General features: G+C 68.5%; 11 protein-coding genes, 1 tRNA gene and 1 pseudogene. 7 read left to right on the top strand and 6 right to left on the bottom strand.

Translation table 11 applies throughout. The features are described 5' to 3' along the window. Positions 1–36: 36 nt before the first annotated feature. Positions 37–1,095, bottom strand: coding sequence for a phytoene/squalene synthase family protein (locus GGD89_RS05255; protein ID WP_184043067.1), 1,059 nt, complete (start codon positions 1,093–1,095; stop codon positions 37–39). Next, complete coding sequence (gene crtI / locus GGD89_RS05260; RefSeq protein WP_184043068.1) at positions 1,076–2,635, bottom strand: phytoene desaturase family protein; 1,560 nt, start codon at positions 2,633–2,635, stop codon at positions 1,076–1,078. Before crtI ends, GGD89_RS05255 begins: the two co-directional genes overlap by 20 nt. A 207-nt stretch (positions 2,636–2,842) precedes the next feature. On the opposite strand from crtI, the gene GGD89_RS05265 reads away from it, so the two are divergent. The 3 genes and pseudogenes from GGD89_RS05265 to GGD89_RS05275 all read left to right on the top strand — a co-directional run bounded on the left by GGD89_RS05265 (position 2,843) and on the right by GGD89_RS05275 (position 4,526). Next, positions 2,843–3,736: an arginase family protein gene (locus tag GGD89_RS05265; protein WP_184043069.1), complete on the top strand. Its 894-nt coding sequence runs from the start codon at positions 2,843–2,845 to the stop codon at positions 3,734–3,736. Positions 3,737–3,760: 24 nt separating this feature from the next. Then, positions 3,761–3,987, top strand: a pseudogene (locus tag GGD89_RS05270) (ISAs1-like element ISAzs22 family transposase); the annotation flags it as partial. 71 nt (positions 3,988–4,058) lie between these two features. Continuing rightward, a complete protein-coding gene (locus GGD89_RS05275; RefSeq protein ID WP_184043071.1) occupies positions 4,059–4,526 on the top strand; it encodes a rhodanese-like domain-containing protein in 468 nt (155 codons plus the stop codon). Positions 4,527–4,551: 25 nt separating this feature from the next. On the opposite strand, the gene GGD89_RS05280 is transcribed toward GGD89_RS05275, so the two are convergent. After that, entirely contained in the window at positions 4,552–7,881 is a 3,330-nt protein-coding gene (locus tag GGD89_RS05280; protein WP_184043072.1) for a sensor domain-containing protein, read from the bottom strand. 394 nt (positions 7,882–8,275) lie between these two features. On the opposite strand from GGD89_RS05280, the gene GGD89_RS05285 reads away from it, so the two are divergent. Continuing rightward, on the top strand, positions 8,276–8,941 hold the full coding sequence (locus tag GGD89_RS05285; RefSeq protein WP_184043073.1) for a site-specific integrase: 666 nt from the start codon (positions 8,276–8,278) through the stop codon (positions 8,939–8,941). A gap of 40 nt (positions 8,942–8,981) precedes the next feature. Here the strand turns inward: GGD89_RS05285 and GGD89_RS05290 are convergent. The 3 genes from GGD89_RS05290 to GGD89_RS05300 all read right to left on the bottom strand — a co-directional run bounded on the left by GGD89_RS05290 (position 8,982) and on the right by GGD89_RS05300 (position 11,915). Then, positions 8,982–9,056: transfer RNA gene (locus GGD89_RS05290), tRNA-Val, on the bottom strand. A 509-nt stretch (positions 9,057–9,565) separates the two neighbouring features. Then, the gene (locus GGD89_RS05295) at positions 9,566–10,420 is read right to left on the bottom strand and encodes a universal stress protein (protein ID WP_184043074.1); all 855 of its coding nucleotides are present in this window, start codon (positions 10,418–10,420) and stop codon (positions 9,566–9,568) included. Between the two features lie 10 nt (positions 10,421–10,430). Further along, positions 10,431–11,915, bottom strand: a complete 1,485-nt coding sequence (locus GGD89_RS05300) for a SulP family inorganic anion transporter (protein WP_184043075.1) — start codon at positions 11,913–11,915, stop codon at positions 10,431–10,433. A 708-nt stretch (positions 11,916–12,623) separates the two neighbouring features. Here GGD89_RS05300 and GGD89_RS05305 point away from each other — a divergent pair. Genes GGD89_RS05305 through GGD89_RS05315 form a run of 3 tightly spaced genes read left to right on the top strand, consistent with a single transcriptional unit; the run spans position 12,624 to position 15,199 of the window. Beyond that, positions 12,624–13,394: a transketolase gene (locus tag GGD89_RS05305; RefSeq protein WP_184043076.1), complete on the top strand. Its 771-nt coding sequence runs from the start codon at positions 12,624–12,626 to the stop codon at positions 13,392–13,394. Continuing rightward, a complete protein-coding gene (locus GGD89_RS05310) occupies positions 13,391–14,389 on the top strand; it encodes a transketolase family protein (protein ID WP_184043077.1) in 999 nt (332 codons plus the stop codon). The genes GGD89_RS05305 and GGD89_RS05310 overlap by 4 nt, the downstream gene beginning before the upstream one ends. 57 nt (positions 14,390–14,446) lie before the next feature. Then, a complete protein-coding gene (locus GGD89_RS05315; RefSeq protein ID WP_184043078.1) occupies positions 14,447–15,199 on the top strand; it encodes an SDR family NAD(P)-dependent oxidoreductase in 753 nt (250 codons plus the stop codon). The last annotated feature ends 14 nt before the right edge of the window (positions 15,200–15,213 follow it).

Genomic DNA, 15,213 nt, shown 5'->3' on the forward strand with positions numbered 1-15,213 from the left:
GAAGCGGCGAGGCCGCGCTCGCGGTCGGCGCGTGTGTCAGGCGGCGCGTCGGCGTTCCTCCAGGCGAGACATCAGCTCCAACGCCCAGAAGACGCGTTCGCCATAGCTCTGCTGCTCGGCGGCGGGCTGCCGGGCCATCACCCAGATGTTCGGCGCGAAGGCCGCGGCATCGACCAGGAAGTGGGTTTCCGCAAGGGCCGGGTCGGCGGCGACCGACCGGTACACGGCGGTGTCGCGCACGGCGTTGGCGACCAGGGCCAGCTTGCGACGGCCCGGCACGTAGGCGCGCCGCGACACCGAGTCGTAGCCGGCCTGGGCGATTTCGGTGCCGATGCCGGCATAGATCAGGCGGGCCGCGTGAATCGCCGGCCGGCAGCCGGCCGGCAGCCCGGCGATGCCGCTGGCGGCGCGGTCGTACAGGCGATCGGCCTCGGCCAGCAGGCGGCGCACCACGACGCCGAGGGCCGGGGTGAAGCGCGGCCGGGCCAGGAACGCCTCGGGGTCCAGGCCGGCCTCGACCATCCACTGGCGGGGCAGATAAAGGCGGCCGTTGCGGGCGTCCTCGCCGACGTCGCGGGCGATGTTGGTCAACTGCATGGCGACGCCCAGGTCGCAAGCGCGGGCCAGCACGTGTGGTTGCCGGGCGCCCATCAGCACGCTCATCATGGCGCCGACGGTGGAGGCCACGCGGGCCCCATAGGCGCGCACCTCGGAGATGGTCTCATAGTCACGGCCGCGCGCGTCCCATTCGAAGCCTTCCAGCAGGGCGTCGGGCAGGGTCCGGGGCAGGGCGTGGCGCTCCACGACATCGGCGAAGGCCCGGTCGACGGGATTGTCCATGGGCGTCCCGGCGTAGATCAGGTCCAGCCGGTGGCGCAGGTGCGACACGGCCTGGAGACAGGCGTCGGACTCGTCCACCGCGTCGTCGGACAGGCGGCAGAACCCGTACAGCGCATAGGCCGGATCGCGCATCGCCGGCGGCAGCAGCAGCGAGGCGGCGAAGAAGCTGCGCGACCCCGTCTTGATCAACGCCCGGCATTGGGTGCGATCCTGGGGCGAGGCGAGGTCGGGGCGTTCAGACCAGGGCTTTTGCATCGGGAACCACCGTGTCGAGAACCCGGGCCGAGGAGAGAACACCGGGCAGTCCGGCGCCGGGATGGGTTCCCGCGCCAACCAGATAAAGATTCTTGACGTCTTCGCTCTTGTTGTGCGGACGGAACCACGCACTCTGGAGCAGGACCGGTTCCAGGCTGAAGGCCGCGCCCTTGACGGACAGCAGGCGATCCCGGAAATGCAGCGGCGTGGCGATCCGCGAGCAGACCACCGATTGCTCCAGGTCGGGCAGGATGGTTTTTTCCAGGAAGGCGGCAACCTTGCGCCGGTAGCTCTCGGCGATCCGGGTCCAGTCGTCGCCGCTGTCGAGATGCGGCACCGGCGACAGCACGTAGAACGAGTCGCAGCCGGGGGGCGCCATGGACGGATCGGTCGCCGTCGGCCGGTACAGGTAGACGCTGAAGTCCTCGGCCAGGGTGTGGCGCTTGAAGATGTCGTTCAGCAAGCCCTTGTACCGGGGGCCAAGCAGGATGGAATGGTGCCCGACGTCGTCGTAGCGGCGGTTGGTGCCGAAGTACCAGACGAACAGGCTCATGGAATAGCGGGCGCGATCCAGTTTGCGGTCTGTCCAGCGCTTGCGGAACTCGGGCGGGATCATCTTCTGGTAGGTCCAGGCCGAGTCGGCGTCGGACACGACGATGTCGGCGAGCATCACCTCGCCCGAGGTCAGGCGCACGCCCTTGGCGGTGCCGTCCTGAACCAGGATCTGCTCCACCTCGCTGTTCAGGCGGACGGTGTTGCCCTGGTGGGTCTCGATCAGCTTGGCCATGCCCTTGGCCAACTGGCCGGTTCCGCCCATGACGAAGTGAACGCCCCACTGGCGTTCCAGGTAGGCGACCAGACTGTAGACCGAGGTGGCCTCGTAGGGATTGCCGCCCAGGAACAGCGGATGGAACCCCAGGCCGATGCGCAGGCGCTCGTCCTTGATATGCTTGGAGACATGGGTGTGCACCGAGCGATCGGACCGCAGCCAGATCAGGTTCGGCAGGATCTTCGCCATGTCCCACAAGGTGTTGAAGGGGACGTCCGCCAGCTTCACGAACCCCGTGTGAAAGATCTGGCGGCTTTCCTTCAGAAACCTCTCGTAGCCGGGCACGTCGCCCGGAGACAGCTTGGCGACCTCGGCGCGCATGGCCTCGGGATCGCCGTTGCAGGTCATCCAGTGGCCGTCCGGGAACCGGATCCGGTAGAACGGATCCAGCGCGCGCAGTTCGACATCCTCGGCCATGCTGCGCCCGCACAGCGTCCACAGATCCTCGAACATGAACGGCGCGGTTACGATGGTCGGGCCGGCGTCGAAAGTGTATCCATCCACGGTGAAGGGCGCGCCCCGGCCGCCCACGGCGTCCTGGCGGTCCAGGACCGTGACGCGGTAGCCGCGCGCACCCAGCCGGATGGCGGCCGCTAGGCCGCCGAACCCGGCGCCGATGACCACGGCATGCGGGGTACCGCCTCCCCCTGACCCCCCGTCCGGTCCGTCGGCGCGGCGCGGCGCGGTGGGCATGGTCTTGATCATCGACATGAACGATCCCGTCACAAACGATCCACTTTCTGTCAGCTTGAATTGACTATACCAGTGTCAATCTGGCGTGATCAATGGCCCGATGGTGACCGGGGGCATTTCCTGAGCGGGGCGGCCCCCCGGCGCGATCCCCGGGTGGGATGATCGGGGGTTCATGTGGGGGGTGGTTTCCTTATCTATGAGTGCTGAAGGAGGGAGGGACGGACCATGCGGATGCAGGTGATCGAGGTGCCCTACGACAGCGGGTCGCGGGATCGGGGCATGGGGCGCGGCGTGGCGCCGCTGATGGAGCGGGCGGTTCTGCCCACGGTCCAGGTTCGGGGCCATGACGTGCGGCGGCGGAGTCTGTCGGTGAACGCCGCCATGCCGGCCGAGGCCGCCGCCGCCTTTGCGTTGCAGCGCGATACCGCGACGGCGGTGGCGGAGGCCCTCGCCGGGGGCGCCTTTCCGCTCATCGTGTCCGGCAACTGCAATCCCGCCGCCGTCGGGGCCGTGACGGGCCTGAGGCGGGAGGCGGCGAGGGACGGCGTCGCGGTGATCTGGTTCGATGCCCATGCCGATTGCGAGACACCCGAGACGACCGAAAGCGCCCTGCTGGACGGTATGGGGATGGCGATGCTTGCCGGGGAATGCTGGCGCGGGCCGCTGGCGGCACTGCCCGGGTTCTCGCCGCTGGCCGGGTCCCGGATGGTCCTGGTCGCCGCCCGGCAGGTCAGCGAGGGAGAACGGGCCCTGATGCGGCGAACGGGCATCCGCGACGTGCCGGTGGCGTCGCTGGTGGAGGGTGGTGCCGAGGCCGCGTTCGGGCCGATCCTGGCCGACTGGCGACGCGACGGCGTCCGCACCGTCTACATTCATGTGGACGTGGATGTTCTCGATCCCGCCCAGGTCGCCCCGGCCAACCGGTTTACCGAGCCCGATGGCCTGATGCCCGCCCACGTGCGGGAGGTTGTCGCGGCCGTGGCCCGGGTGCTGCCGATCGGGGCGGGGGCCCTGGCCGCCTATGACCCCGACTATGATCCCGACGGTCGCATTCCGGTGGCCGCCGCCGAGATCGTCGAGAGCATGGTGGAGGCGGCGGCCGGCGTCGCCCCGAGGTGATGCCAACGGCATCTGACGATGACCATGGGCCGTTGGGTCCAGGGCGAGAGGCCGGCGTGTCACATCGCCATCGACGGCAAACGGCTTCGGGGCAGTGCGACACTTCGGGGCAGTGCGACACTGGGGCGTCGGGCATTCATCTGCTGGCGGCGTTCAGCGAGGCGCTGGGTGGGGTCATCGGACGGTTGAGGGTGGAGCCGGGCGCCAACGAGATCACGGCCGCCCTGAAACCGCTAAAGGACCTGCCGCTGGTTGACAGGGCGTCGCGCCTTGGCTACCCCGGCCAGACCTTGCCGCCGCACGCCTGCCCCGGAGTCTCGCCGTGACGCTCTCCGATGTGTTCGCTCCCGACATCTGGCTGCCGATCGTCATTGGCGTCGGTGCCGTGGTGATCCTCCGCCAGATGCCGCGCCTGCTGGCGGGCGTTCCCTTTGTCGGTGTCGAGACCCTGAAGGCGCGCCTGGACCAGGGCGACGACGTTCTGGTGCTCGACGTCCGGAGCGGCGGCGAATTCACCGGCAAGGGGGGCCACGTTCCCGGGTCCATCAACCTGCCCCTGGACCATCTGCCGTCGCGCGTCGCGGCCCTGAAACAGGACCTGACGGACCACCTGGACACCCCGGTGTTTATCGTCTGCCAGACGTCCAGCCGCGCCGCCCATGCCGCCCGCCTGCTGCGCAAGACCGGCTTCCGGGATCTGGCCGTCGTGACCGGCGGCATGTCGTCGTGGCGCGCCCGGGGCTATCCCACCCGCAACGCCACCACGGACCATCCCCGGACCGCGCCCTAAGCACGCGTCCGCGCGGGCGTCCCCGTCACGGCATGGTGCCCTTGGACGGGGGCCGGTCGACCGCGGCCCGCAGGGCGCACTCCATCTCCTCGCGCGGCAGCGGACGGGAGAACAGGAAGCCCTGAACGACGTCGGCGCCCTCGCCGCGCAGATAGGTGAATTGTTCGTCGGTCTCGACCCCCTCGGCGACCACCGACATGCCGAGGCTGTGCCCGAGATTGATGATGGCCCGGACGATGATGGTGTCGTTGGAATCTGTGTGCACGTGGCGCACGAACGACTGGTCGATCTTCAGCGTGTGAACCGGGAACCGTTTCAGGTAACCCAGGGACGAGTAACCGGTGCCGAAGTCGTCGATGGTGATGCGCACCCCAAGCTCCGAAAGCTGGCCCAGGACGCGGATGGCCTCCTCGCCCTCCCGCATCAGCATGCTTTCCGTCAGTTCCAGTTCAAGCGCCGACGGCGGCAGGCCGTGCTGCTCCAGCGCGCTGCGCACGTTTTCGGCAAAATCGGTTTGCGCGAACTGGGCGGCGGAGATGTTCACGGCGACCGGAACGAGTGGCAGGCCCGCCTGATGCCAGGCGCTCAGGTCGGCCAGGGCCTGACGCAGCACCCGATCACCCAGGGGCAGGATGAGGCCGGATTCCTCGGCGACGGGGATGAAGGCGCCGGGCGAGATCAGGCCGCGCGCCGGGTGCTGCCAGCGCACCAGGGCCTCCATCCCCACCAGCGCGCCGGTCATGTCGTATTGCGGCTGGTAGTGGTTGATCAGTTCCCGCCGCTCCAGGGCGCGGCGCAGGTCTGCCTCCAGGGCCAGCCGCGCCTGAGCCTCGTCGTTCATCTCGTTGGAGTAGAAGCGGTAGGTTTCCCCGTCCGAGCGGATCACCCGATACATGGCCAGATCCGCGTTCTTGATCAGGCTGTCCGGGTCCGGCCCGTCGTCCGGATACATGGCGATGCCCACGTTGGCGCGCACGCTGACCGCCTGCTGGCCGACCTCCACCGGCGTCTCGATGATGCGCGCCACCCGTCGCGCGAGGCCCGCCGCCAGATCGGCCCCGGCGCGCCCGGTCTGGATGATGGCGAACTCGTCACCGCCCATGCGGGCCACGGTGTCCACCTCCTCGGCCACGGCGGCGTTGAGGCGCGAGCCGATGGTCATCAGGATCTGGTCGCCCACGTCATGGCCCATGGTGTCGTTGACGCGGCTGAACTGCGCCAGATCCACGAACAGCACGGCCACCGTGCCCTGGGTGCGCCGCGCGTGCTGCACGGCCTGATACAGGCGATCCCGGAACAGGGTGCGGTTGGGCAGGCGCGTGAGGGTGTCGTAGTTCGAGAGGTAGCGCACGCGCTCCTCCGCCCGCTTGTGATCGGTGATGTCCTCGTACACGAAGACGACGTTGCTGATGGTGCCGTCCTCCGCGTGCAGGGGGGTGACGGTCTGGCGCACCGTGAAGAGCGTTCCGTCCTTGCGCCGGTCGACCATTTCGCCGTCCCAGGCGCGGCCGGCCCGGACGGCGGCCCACATCTCCTCCTGGGTCGCCGGATCCTGCTGGCCGGACACGAGGATGTCGGGCGTCCGTCCATACACGTCGGCCCCGGCGAAGCCGGACAGGGCCACGAACGCGTCGTTCACCCAGACGATGACCCCGGCATGGTCGGTGATCAGCGTGGCGTTGGCGGCCACCGTGATCGCATGGGCCTGCAACCGCAGGAAGGCGGTGTCCCGCGCCAGGTCGATGGTGTTCCCCAGGTGCTGGGCGACGGCCTCGACGCGCAGCCGCTCCTGCCGGTCCGACGGCGCGGACCGTCCGTGCACCGCGAGCACACCGACCACGCGTCCGCAGCAGACCATTGGCACGACGACCGCCGGCCCCTGGAGCCGGCTGTCGGCGTCACGGTCGTCGGCGCGAACGTTCTCCTCCCTTGCCCCCAGGGCCACGACCATGGCCGCGCCCGCGCGGGTCTCCGTGGACCCGATTAGCGTGGCCGGGTTCGGTGCGTCCAGGGCGACGGCCTGCGGCATGTCACGGTCCTCGAGCGCCGGGGCCACCAGGCGTCGCAACAGGGGCATCAGCGGGCGTCCGAGATGCTCCGCCAGAAGGACACCGTCGGAACCGGCGGTCGCCGTCAGGGTCAGACCCTGCCGGTCGTGGCCCGTCGCCACCCAGACCAGCGGGGCATCGGTCAGGTCGGCCAGCAGCACGCAGGCCGACCGGCAGATCGTCTGCCGGGATTCGCCGGATCGCACCCACCGATTCATGTCCTGAAACAGGCGGACCATCGCCACCAGGCCGGCGGCGCCGTGCTCCGGAAGCGCCTCCGGGCATTGCACCAGCAGCAGCGCGTGGCCCCCATCCGCGTCCGCCGGGTCCGGGGCCGGAATCCGCCTGACGGTCAGGGTCAGGGCCTGGCCGCGCCGGTTCCGTCCCTCGACGACATGGATCGTTGCGGGCGCGGGCGGGGCCTCCGCGTGGGTCTCCCCGTGGGCCTCCTTATGGGCCTCGTCCAGGCCCGGCAGCAGGGCGGCCAGGGGGGTGCCCGCAAGGGGCTCTGGCTCGGGGACCCCGAACAGCGTGGCGGCCGCTCCGTTCGCCCAGACCACCCGCCGCCCGGCATCGACCTCCAGGGCGCCGGTGTCGAGCGCCGTCAACACGGTCCTTGGCCAGGCGGGGGGCGCCCCCCGGAGACCCCGCGCGGTCGCGCCACGCAGAACCAGGACCACCAGAACCAGACCCAGCAGCCCGTAGAGCGCCGGCTCGACGGTCGCCACGACCTTGAAAAAGCGCCATCCGTTCCACAGGGCTCCGGCCGCGACCAGGGCCAGCACGCCGTTCACCACCGCCAGGATCGACAGCATCCGAAAGCCCGGTCGCCAGGCCCACGGCCTGTCCGGACCCAGGGTCAGGCGCCATGCCATCGCCGCCACGGCCAACAGCACGGCCCCTCGCAGGAGATGGGCGGGCCCCATGACGAGAGGAACCGAAAGTCCGGCCACCATTGCGGCGCCGACCCACCCGATGCCGAGGCTCACCATGGCCAGCATCGGCCCGTCGAGCCCGGCGTGTCCCTGAACGGCCCTCAAGCCCGCGTACAGCAGGATGGGCTCCAGGGTATGCACCATGGAAAAGCCCAGGAACAGGGGGCCTTCGCCAGGTCCCATGATCCAGGCGAGCCCGTGTTCCAGCGTGGAGACGGCGAACGCGGCCGCCCACCATCGGGCGGCCTGGGCTTCCGGGGGACGCCCATGGTGGAGGCGCGTCCCCCACAGGAACGCCAGCACGAACAGGGCGGCGCCCAGTCCGGCGTCCAGATGGACCAGGGGATCGTCGGGCAAGTCGAGGCCGTGCATCTCAGCTCCCCTATCCCCATGCGGGCGGGCCGGTGTGGATGATCGGGACGCCGCTGATGTCCGTCCGCGGCGACACGCCCCCTTTTTCGCCGCCGGTGTGGTTGACCGTGAGCATACCCCATTTCGCCTTGTAAGACCTACCGGCCGGGGTGGGTCGCAGGGCGACTCGGTTCTGACCGTGTTTGGTGAAAAGGAGTGGTGGTGCGCCGGTCACTGCTGATTCAAGCTGTTGCGGGTAACGGCTTGGAGGAACACAGATGTTGAACCGCCCCGGGTTTGGCGGAGGCTCCGAAGTTGGAAAGGATGGAGCCAGAAGCAAGACCGGGACCTCGACGAGGTCTTCGCCTGACGTGCGCGAGCGCGTGGTACGGATGGTGACGGACCATGGGGGAACATGGGGGCGCCTATATACGCCCAGGAGCACGGGCCGGAACTGGCGTCCGACGCGGCTCGCGCGACCCTTTCCTACAACATTGCCGCACTACGGCACTGGTGGTCCGGCAAGACCGTGCAGGAGATCAGCCCGGAGACCTGCAAAGCCTATGCCTTGGCACGTCAACGGACGCCGGGGACCATCCAAAGGGAGCTGTCGGTGCTGTCGGCCGCCATGGGCCATGCCGTCACGATGGAGCGGCTTGAGGCGCGCCGGCCGATGTGGGCGCCGGCGAAGGGGGCGGGGCGGGAGCGATGGCTTGATCGCGCGGAGGCCGCGCGGCTGCTCCGCGCTGCCCGGTCGGAACCGCAGGCCCGCATGCATCTGCCGCTCTTCATCCTGTTGGGGCTTTATGGTGGCGCCCGGCCAGGCGCGATCCTGGAATTGAATTGGGATCAGGTCGACTTGGAGCGCGGCCGGATCGACTGGAATCCGGAGGGCAAGGCCCGAACCAAGAAGGGCAGGGCGCGGACGCCCATTCCCCGGCGACTCATGACATTCCTTCGTCTTGCGGAACGGCGGGGGTGGCCGACGGGTCCGGTTGTACACCGGGACGGGCAGTCCCTGGCCAGCGTGAAGAAGTCGTTCGCCAGGGCGTGCGCGGCCGCTTCTGTGGCATGGATGTGAGAAAGGGGCCGCGGAATGACCCGCAACCCCTTGATTTCATTGGTGGGCGCGACTGGGATTGAACCAGTGACCCCTACGATGTCAACGTAGTGCTCTCCCGCTGAGCTACGCGCCCCCGTGTGATGCCATAGTACCAATTTGTTCCCGACCGGCTGCGCCCGCCTAGAACCCCCCGGGACCCTTTTCCAGGACCCGAGGGAAGCGGTTGTACCTGCGCCGCGCGCGCTTGGCAAGCCCTGTGCAGCAGTTTGTATGGGTCCACGCCGAGCGGCTGGTTCACAGGCTCGACACCTTCACCGAGGCCGCCCGCGCGGCCAAGGAAACGGTCCGGTCCCTGATCTGGTGGGGCTACGCCGACCTGAAGGCCTATCGCGCCGCGCCGACCCCCACGAACGAAATTTCCAGACCTCAGGTTACACAGCCTCGGTCATGCTCTCTACCTCCTGGGGAACCATCAGGTAGCGCAGCGCCCTGTCTCACAAAACCGTGCCCTGACCCACCGGACGGTGGTCCACCGCACGCGGGCGCCTGAGCGCACCGCGACGCTCATGGTGGAAGGCGCCGGGGTAGAGCCGACCGGCGATGCGAGATAGCGGCCATGGAGATCTCGGGGCTGAAGGCGCCCTATCGAATCAGCACCACCGGGACCTTGCAGGCGCGGATCATCTCCGTCGTCGTCGATCCGATGACGAGCGTGCGCAGGCGGGAATGGCCGTAGGCGCCCATGACCAGAAGGTCGATGCCTTTGCGCTCGACGACCTCGCCCAGCGCCTTGCCGGGCTGGCCGCGCAGGATGTGCGCCTCGGCGCCGTGACCGCCGGCCGTCAGGGTCGCGCGGGCGTTGTCGAGGGCGCGGCGGGTGTCCTCGGTGTCCGGTCCCACGGTCGCCACCACGACATCAAGCCCGGCGAACAGCGGATCGCGGGACACGTAGTCCACCGCCTTCATGGACGACACGCCGCCGTCATAAGCGATCAGCACGCGGCCGATGGGCCGGAACGCCCGGTTGGCGACGAGCACCGGTTTGTGGCTGGCGCGCACGATCCGTTCGAAGTTGCTGCCCAGATGCGGTTTGTCCAGTCCGGCCGCCTCGCCCCGCTTGCCGATCAGGATCATATCGGCCGCGCCCTCCTTGGCGGTGACCGTCTCCACGATGTCGTCATGGCGCAGCCGGGTGACCACGTCGGACACGCCCTCGGCGGTGATCAGGGCGTGGGCGTCCTCCAGAATGGCGCGACCCTGGGCCTGGGCGAGCTTGGCGTGCTGCTCGTCCAGGGCGCTCAGCTTTTCCAGCAGCGCCGACCGCGCCCCCAGCCGGATGGAGCCCGACAGGTCCCGCTGGCCGGGCGCGCGGCGCGGGTCCAGCACATGATACAGCGTCACACGCGCGCCGGTGCGTGTCGCGACCCAGGCCGCATGCCGGCAGACGCTTTCCGAATAGGCCGACCCATCGACCAGGGCCATGAGTGTCGTGGACATCAACTCCCCCTCAATGTTCCAGCAACTTGTCCATCGCGCCGGGTTTGTCGTGCACGGCCAGGCGGTCAACGATGGTCTCGGAGGCCGCGTTCATGCCGGCGATGGTCACCGCCGCGCCCTCGCGTCGGAACTTGAGCACGGCCATGTCCAGCGCGGCCACCGACGAGACGTCCCAGATGTGGGCGCGGCTCACGTCGAGGGTGACGTGCTCCAGGGCTTCCCTGAAGTCGAAGGCGGCCATGAAGTCCTCCGCCGACGCAAAGAAGAGCTGACCCTCGACCACATAGGTCCGTTCGCGGCCGTCGGCGGAAATCTCGGAGGTGACGCGGAAGAGCTGGGCGATCTTGCCGGCGAAGAAGATGCCCGACAGCAGCACGCCCACCAGCACCCCAATGGCCAGATTGTGGGTATAGACGGTGACGATCACGGTCGCCAGCATCACCACCGACGACGACCGAGGGTGGTCGCGCAGAGTGCGGATCGAGGACCACGAGAACGTCCCGATCGAGACCATGATCATGATCGCCACCAGGGCCGGCATCGGGATCTGGCCCACCAGATCGCCCAGCACGACAATCAGGAACAGCAGCATCGCGCCGGCGGTGAAGGACGACAGCCGCCCGCGCCCGCCGGACTTCACGTTGATGATCGACTGACCGATCATCGCGCAGCCCGCCATGCCGCCGATGAAGCCGGTGCAGGTGTTGGCGATGCCCTGGCCGATGCATTCCTGATTGCGGTCGCTGGCCGTGTCGGTCAGGTCATCGACGATGGTCTGCGTCATCAGACTTTCCAGCAGGCCGACGGCGGCGACCGCCAGGGAATAGGGCAGGATGATCTTCAGCGTCTCCAGCGTCAGCGGAATGTCGGGGATCAGGAACACCGGCAGCGTATCCGGCAGGTCGCCCATGTCCGAGACCGTGCGGACGTCCAGGTCCAGCGCCATCGCCGCCACCGTCAGCACGACGATGGTCACCAGAGGCGAGGGGATGGCCGTGGTGAGCATCGGGAACAGGTAGATGATGGCCAGCCCGGCCGCGACCATGACATAGGTCATCCAGGTTACACCGGTCAGCTCCGGCACCTGGGCCAGGAAGATCAGGATGGCCAGCGCGTTGACGAACCCCGTGATGACGGAGCGCGAGACGAAACGCATCACCCGCCCGAGCTTGGCCAGCCCGGCGCCGATCTGAAGCAGTCCCGCCAGAACGGTCGCCGCCAGCAGGTATTGCAACCCGTGCTGCTCCACCAGCGTGACCATGACCACCGCCGTCGCGGCCGTCGCCGCCGAGATCATGCCCGGCCGGCCACCCGTGATGGCGACCAGGACCGCGATGGAGAACGAGGCGTACAGCCCCACCTTGGGATCGACCCCGGCGATGATCGAAAAGGCGATGGCCTCGGGAATGAGGGCCAGGGCCACGACCAGGCCGGCGAGAATGTCGCCGCGCGGGTTTCCGAGCCACTGGTCTCGGTAGGCGTGAAGCGCGTTCATGATCATCCCGATGACAAGGGGCGCGCGATGGCCCGCGCGAACGGGGGGCTGAGGCGCCGGCGCGGGCGCGCCCCGGAGAAGGGTGGCGGAGTGTAGCCACCCGGAGTCCACAAATACAGGGTGGGGATCCGATGGCGTGTCGGTTATCGCGTCAGACGCGGAAACTGGACGTGCGTCCGGTACCGAGACAATCGATCACCACGGATCTGGTGGCGGGTGCCATCAAGCGCGCTGTCAGTATGGTTCATGCCCGACAGGAAAACCTGGCCGGGGTGATGCTGGTCGCCGGCTTCGTCCGGTGACGACGTCACCCGGGCGCGCGGTACCATGAACCTGAACCGGGGTATGGCTGGCACAAAAACAACATTTAGTAGAAAAAAATCCCTTACGCTATCCATGACATAGTAACGCGCTGACTCCCGGGTCGATGTGGATCATCCGTCCGGACCCCGCGCCGCGACGGGCCGGACGACGCCCAGCACGGCCTGGGCTTTAGCTCAGCTTAACAAGCGGTCAAGAGATCGGGCTTGAGCCCCGGGGACCTCAGGTTCACAGTATTGACACAAAACAAATCTCTCCGAATAAAAAAACCAGAAACCATAAACACAATCCAAGGGTGGAACTGTGCCACAAAAACAAACAGGCCGTCGTCTATCCAATATTGAATTGGAGGAACGGGCCTATAATATTCGGCGCCACGCCATCCGCATGGCCGCCGTCCAGGGTCAGGGTTACATCGGACAGGCGCTCGGCGTCGCGGATGTCCTGGCCGTCTCCTACTTCCATGCGCTCCGCTATCGGCCCGCCGACCCCCACTGGGAGGGCCGGGACCGCTTCCTGCTGTCCATCGGACACTATGCCATCGCGCTCTATGCCGCGCTGATCGAGGCCGGCGTCCTGCCCGAGGAGGAGTTGGAGACCTACGGCAGCGACGGGAGCCGCCTGCCCATGTCGGGCATGGCCGCCTACACCCCGGGCATGGAAATCACCGGTGGCTCGCTCGGTCACGGCCTGGGCATCGGGGTGGGGATGGCCCTGGGTCTGAAGCGCAAACGATCGGACGCCTGCGTCTACAATCTTCTGTCCGACGGCGAACTGGGCGAGGGCGCCACGTGGGAGGCCGCCCTGTCGGCCGCCCATCACCGCCTCGACAACCTGATCGCCATCGTCGACTTCAACAACCAGCAGGCCGACGGCCCGTCGACCGAGATGCTCAGCTCGGAGCCGGTCACGGACAAGTGGGCGGCCTTCGGCTGGCTCGCGCAGCGCGTGGACGGCAACGACATGGCGGCGCTGGTCGCGGCCTTCGATGCCGCCCGGCGGCACTCGGCCGACCAGCCGCGCGTGATCATCTGCGACACCCGCATGTGCAAGGGTGTCCCGTTCCTGGAGACCCGCGAGGTCACCCACTTCGTCCGCGTCGCGCCAGAGGAGTGGGACAAGGCCCTGGAGGCGCTGGACGCCGGGAGGCCCCAATGAACGCGCCCCCGAAGACACGCCTGACGACCTCGGCCATGATCGCCTCGATCGCCGAGGACGACCAGGAGACCACCTCCGCGCCCTTCGGCCATGCCCTGGTCGCGCAGGCGAAGGCCCGGCCGGAGATCGTCGGCCTGAGCGCCGACCTCAGCAAGTACACCGACCTGCACATCTTCGCGCAGGCCATGCCCGACCGCTTCTACCAGATGGGCATGGCGGAACAGGTGCTCATGGGCGCGTCCGCCGGGCTGGCGCGCGAGGGCTTTCAGCCGTGGGCGACCACCTACGCCGTGTTCGCCTCCCGCCGGGCCTATGACTTCATCGCCCTGGGCATCGCCGAGGAGTCGCTGAACGTCAAGATCGTCTGTGCCCTGCCCGGACTGACGACCGGATATGGACCGAGCCATCAGGCGACCGACGATCTGGCCATGTTCCGGGCCATGCCCAACCTGACCATCGTCGATCCCTGCGACGCCGTGGACATCGAACAGGCGGTGCCGGTCCTCGCCGGGCACCCGGGGCCGGTCTATATGCGCCTGCTGCGCGGCCAGGTGCCGCGCGTGCTGCACCGCTACGACTACCGGTTCCAACTGGGCAAGGCCGCGTTGCTGCGCGACGGACCGGACGTCCTGTTCATCTCCACCGGGCTGATGACCATGCGCGTGCTGGCGGCGGCGGAGCGGATGGAGGCCGAGGGCATCGCCCGCGCGGGCGTGCTGCATGTGCCCACGATCAAGCCGCTCGACACCACCACCATCCAGGCGGCCATGGGCACGCCCGGCCGGCTGGTGGTGACGGCCGAGAACCACAGCATCGTCGGCGGACTGGGCGAGGCCGTGGCCGCCGCCGCGCTGCGCGCCGGTGTCGTCCCAGCCGGGTTCCGCATGATCGGTCTGCCCGATGCCTTCCTGGACGCCGGCGCGCTGCCGACCTTGCATGATCGCTACGGCCTGTCGGTGACGACCGTCGTGGAGCAGGTCAAGGGCTGGATGTGAATCCAACCGGCCGAAACGGAGCCGGTCCCCGACACAGAACGAAGGAGGATGAGGACAATGGGTCTTCTTGACGGCCGCTACGCCATTGTGACAGGCGCGGCGTCGGCGCGTGGTCTGGGAAAGGCGACCGCCCGCCTGTTCGCCGAGCACGGCGCGACCGTGGCGGTCCTGGACCTTGACGCCACGGCCGCCGAGGCCGCCGCCGCCGATCTTGGTCCGGCGCATGTCGGCCTTGCCTGCGACGTGACCGACAAGGCCGCCTGCGAGGCCGCCGCCCAGACCCTGGTTCGCCGCTGGGGTCGTGTCGACGTGCTGGTCAACAACGCCGGCATCACCCAGCCCGTGAAGATCATGGGCATCACGCCCGAGGGCTACGAGGCCGTCACGGACGTCAGCCTGCGCGGCACGCTGTACATGAGTCAGGCCGTCATCCCCATGATGCGCGAGCAGAGGTCCGGCTCGATCATCACCATGTCCTCGGTCTCCGCGCAACGCGGCGGCGGCATCTTCGGCGGCCCGCACTACTCCGCCGCCAAGGCGGGTGTGCTGGGCCTGACCAAGGCCATGGCGCGCGAACTGGCGCCGGACAACGTGCGCGCGAACGCCGTCTGTCCCGGTTTCATCGACACCGACATCACCGGCGGCATGATGACCGACGAGATGATGACGACGGTGTTGTCGGGCATTCCCATGGGCCGCCCCGGTGCCGCCGTCGATGTCGCCGGCTGCTGCCTGTTCCTGGCCTCCGACCTGTCCGCCTATTGCACCGGCACCGAGGTGGACGTCAACGGAGGATCGCTCATCCACTGATCCCGTCCCCCGGT

Origin of the sequence: Roseospira visakhapatnamensis, from assembly GCF_014197915.1 — a bacterium.
GTDB classification, from domain to species: Bacteria; Pseudomonadota; Alphaproteobacteria; order Rhodospirillales; family Rhodospirillaceae; genus Rhodospira; species Rhodospira visakhapatnamensis.